This is a genomic window from Angustibacter aerolatus, assembly GCF_054776675.1.
This window is the reverse complement of record NZ_BAAHBM010000159.1, coordinates 1-3,089: the sequence shown is the minus strand read 5'-3', so window position 1 is coordinate 3,089 and position 3,089 is coordinate 1. Positions and strand designations below refer to the sequence as shown.

At 78.3% G+C, this 3,089-nt stretch carries 4 protein-coding genes; 2 read left to right on the top strand and 2 right to left on the bottom strand.

What is annotated here, in order from left to right:
- A partial coding sequence (locus ACYVI6_RS18370) for an AMP-binding protein (RefSeq protein WP_460447743.1) occupies positions 1-935 on the bottom strand: 935 nt, incomplete at its 3' end.
- Positions 932-1,540, bottom strand: a complete 609-nt coding sequence (locus ACYVI6_RS18365) for a biotin transporter BioY (protein WP_284287055.1) — start codon at positions 1,538-1,540, stop codon at positions 932-934. The genes ACYVI6_RS18365 and ACYVI6_RS18370, both read right to left, overlap by 4 nt.
- Positions 1,541-1,772: 232 nt before the next feature.
- Between ACYVI6_RS18365 and ACYVI6_RS18360 the strand changes: the two genes are divergently transcribed.
- Positions 1,773-2,456, top strand: a complete 684-nt coding sequence (locus ACYVI6_RS18360) for an RNA polymerase sigma factor (protein WP_460447742.1) — start codon at positions 1,773-1,775, stop codon at positions 2,454-2,456.
- A complete protein-coding gene (locus tag ACYVI6_RS18355) occupies positions 2,453-2,932 on the top strand; it encodes a hypothetical protein (protein WP_460447741.1) in 480 nt (159 codons plus the stop codon). Before ACYVI6_RS18360 ends, ACYVI6_RS18355 begins: the two co-directional genes overlap by 4 nt.
- Positions 2,933-3,089: the final 157 nt, after the last annotated feature.

Genomic DNA, 3,089 nt, shown 5'->3' with positions numbered 1-3,089 from the left:
GCGGCCAGCGCGTCGAGCCAGGCGCGCGGGCGGTGCGCGGCGGGCAGGGTGCGGGCCGCGCCTTCGAGCCGGGGGAGCAGCTCGGCGTCGGAGCGGGACCCGACGACCACGACGGCGGTCACGCGCTGCCCGAGACGCGGGTGCGGCAGGCCGACGACGGCGAGGTGCCCGGTGCCCGCGACCGGCTCGAGCACCCGCTCGACCTCCTCGACCGGCACGGTGTGACCGCCGGTCTGCACCGCGAGGTCGCCGCGGCCGAGCACCCGCCACCCGTCGCCGTCCGACACCGCGCGGTCGCCGACGGTCGCCCAGCCGCGCCCGTCGAGACGCAGCGCCGGCCCGGAGGTCGCGATGTACGGCGAGCGCACCCACAGCTCTCCGGCGCCGGTGGTGCCGACGTCGCGCAGCTCGACCTCGGCGCCCGGCACGGCGCGCATCGGGCCGTCGTCGTCCGACCAGCCGACGAACGACAGCTCGGCCGCCCCGTAGTACTCGAGCACCCGCCAGCCGTGCCGGACGGCGCGCTCGCGCAGCCCGGCGCCGAGACCGGCACCGGCCACCACCACCAGCCGCAGTGCGGGCAGGCCGCCGGCGTCGGCGAGGTCGCACGCGTCGGCGAGCTGCAGCGGCACCAGGTGCGCGGCCGTGACCTCGGGCGCGGCGGCACCCCACGCGGTGCGGGCGCCCACGTGCACCGCGTGCACGGCGCCGTAGAGGAAGAGCGTCGACGTCGCCGGGCCGGGCAGCCACACCACGTCGTCGGGGCCGAGGACGGTGACGTCGGTGAGCGGGTCGAGGGTGGCTGCCCACGACGCGGCCGACCGCCGCACCGGGCGGGCGGCGCCGGTGCTGCCGGACGTCGCCAGCTCGAGCTCGCGCCCGGACGGGTCCCGCAGCGCGGCCAGCACCTCGCGGGCGCGCGCGTCGTCGGTCACCGGGTGCGGGTGGGCACCCGGTCGCGCTCGGCCAGCGGGCTGGCGGCGGGGTAGCCGCGGTGCACGGCGCTCGCCACCACCGCCGCGACGACCACCTTGACGGCGTCACCGGGCAGGAAGGCCAGCGCGCCGATCGCCACGGACACGACGGTCGAGGTGCCGAGCACGGCCGCCTGCACCGGGACGCCGACCGCGTAGACCACCACGATGCCGCCGAGCGCGTTCGCCACGACGCCCCACCAGACCGGCAGGGCCGGCAGCCGGCGCTCGACCAGCCACCCGGTGACGGCGGCGCCGAGCGGCCAGCCGATCAGGTAGCCGACGCTGGGGCCGGTGAGCACGGCCAGCCCTCCGCGGCCCCCGGCGAGCAGCGGCAGCCCGGCGACGGTGAGCAGCAGGAACACCAGCACCGCCAGCGCCCCGCGGCGCCAGCCGAGCACCGACCCGGCGAGCATCACGCCGAGCGTCTGCAGGGTGATCGGCACGGCGTTGCCGAACGGCGACAGCGCCCCCGGCAGGCCGAGCACGGCGATCAGGGCGGCGAAGACGGCGACCAGCGCGAGGTCGCGGGCGGACGACGGGCGGCGGCCGCTGCGGCGAGACATGGGCGGGAGCGTAGCGGCGGCCGACGACGCGCCCGCCCGACCGTCCCCAGTCGCCACGGGTCAGACGGTTCGGGCCCGGACGTATCAGGCGGGCGTCCCGCACCTCCTCCATCACGTGACGCCGACCGCCGTGCTGCCCCCCGACACCCGCCCGACACCCGAAGTCGCTTCCGCATCCGCCCCGACTGCGGGAGACTCGGGCGTCCGCGACCACGCGTCGAAGGAGCCCGCCGTGACCAGCTCGACCCGCTCGACGAGTCCATCGGCCTCCGGCGGGTCGCCCGGCACGAGCGGTCGGCTGCCCGAGCAGGGCGGCGCCGACCTGCGGCTGCAGGCGGTCGGCGAGGCCGCCGTCGGCGACCTGCTCGGCCGCGCCGACCGCGGCGACACCCAGGCATGGGTCGAGATCGTGCGCCGCTACGAGCGGCTGGTCTGGTCGGTCGCCCGCTCCTACCGGCTCGACACCCCCGACGCGGCCGACGTCGTGCAGACCACCTGGCTGCGGCTGGTCGAGCACCTCGGCGGCATCCACGACGCGGAGCGGCTCGGTGGGTGGCTGGCCACGACGACCCGGCGCGAGGCGCTGCGGCTGGCCCGAGCGCGCCGCCGCCAGCTGGTCGACGGTGCCGACGACGAGATCGCCCTCGTGCCCGCCGGCGACCCCGACGTCGACGACGCGCTGCTGCGCGACGAGCGCGACGCCGTCCTGCACCGCGCCGTCCGCGCCCTCGAACCGCGCTGCCAGCGGCTGCTGCGCGTGCTCAGCGCGTCGCCGCCACCCCGCTACGACACGGTGGCCGAGGCGCTCGGCATGCCCATCGGCAGCATCGGCCCCACCCGCGGGCGGTGCCTGCAGCGGCTGCGCGCCGCGCTCGGCGACCTCGGCTGGTCGGACCGCGACGGGGTGCGGGCATGAGCAGCGCCCCGCTGGAGCAGCCCGAGCGCCCCGAGGACGCTCTGCTGCTGGCCGCCCTCGGCGACCTGCACGACCAGCTCGACCCGGTGCCCGAGCACGTGCGGCTCGCGGCCCGAGCGGCCATCGAGCTGCGCGACCTCGACGCCGAGCTGCTGCCGCTGCTCGAGGCGGAGGCCGGTGCCCTGGTGCGCGGCGAGCCGGCCGCACCGGGCAGCCGCACCGACCACTGGTTCAGCTTCGCGCTCGACGACGTCGAGGTCGAGCTGGGTGCCCGCCGCGGCCGCACCGGCTGGGACCTCGTCGGCCAGGTCAGCGCGCCGGTGCGCGCGCTGTCGGTGCAGACGATGACGGAGACCGACCAGGTGCCGGTCGACGAGCTGGGCCGGTTCAGCGCCACCGTGTCGGCGCCGACCCTGCGGCTGCGGCTCGTCACCCCGAGCGGGCGCGCGCTGCGCACCGAGTGGGTCACGCTGTGAGCGGTCGGTGACGTCGGCGGCGGCCGAGCTCGACCCCCCGGACGCCGGGCCGGTCCGGCCCGCACGCACCGCCGCCGCACTCGCTCACGAGGCGCTGGAGCAGGTCGGCGACGACCGGCGCCGGGCCGCCGAGCTCGACGGGCCGCCGTGGTCGCCG

Bases quoted from the DNA above. Each gene is read 5' to 3' on its own strand.
- ACYVI6_RS18355 (WP_460447741.1), top strand. From the start codon at position 2,453: ATGAGCAGCGCCCCGCTGGAGCAGCCCGAGCGCCCCGAGGACGCTCTG.
- ACYVI6_RS18365 (WP_284287055.1), bottom strand. From the start codon at position 1,540: ATGTCTCGCCGCAGCGGCCGCCGCCCGTCGTCCGCCCGCGACCTCGCG.